1 protein-coding gene is annotated in these 529 nt (G+C 43.9%); it reads left to right on the top strand.

Annotated features, from left to right (window positions below; genetic code table 11):
• The coding region (locus R7190_RS30390) for a MarC family protein (protein ID WP_318138278.1) at window positions 1–267 on the top strand (267 nt) is incomplete at its 5' end.
• Window positions 268–529 lie beyond the last annotated feature (262 nt).

Raw genomic sequence — 529 nt, 5'->3', positions numbered from 1 at the left:
ATACTCGCGGGGCCGGGTACGATTGCGACAGCGATGAACTTTGCGACCACAGGTGGTTTTGACCAAACCATTATTACCATCGTTTCATTTGCGGTTCTTTGTATCATCACCTACATATTGTTCCTGTTTGGGGACAAACTGGTCAAAGCGGTAGGGCCTAGTGCTTTGAATGTGGTGACAAAAATGATGGGCCTGATTTTGGCAGTTATCGGCACCCAAATGTTCATCGATGGTGCTGGCGAAGCCTACAAAACCGTATTTGCCTAACTCTTCCCATATTTCCTAAATCCACACTTGTGTTGCGTCATAAGTGTGGATTTTTTGATCTTTAGTTTTCACTTTCTAAGCTAGAAATACATAGACTTCGCCTATCTCAATAATAAGAATAACCAATTGTTGCTAATGCACGAATTTCATTACTCTTTTCCGAGAAATTAATGGGGGAAACATGGCAACGAAAGCAATTGTAGTGGAAGGTGGAGCGATGCGCGGCGTCTTTGCCAGTGGCGTGTTGGACGCATTTCTAGAG

Source organism: Vibrio sp. 1078-1 (assembly GCF_033340475.1).
This window is presented reverse-complemented; position numbering and strand designations above follow the sequence as displayed.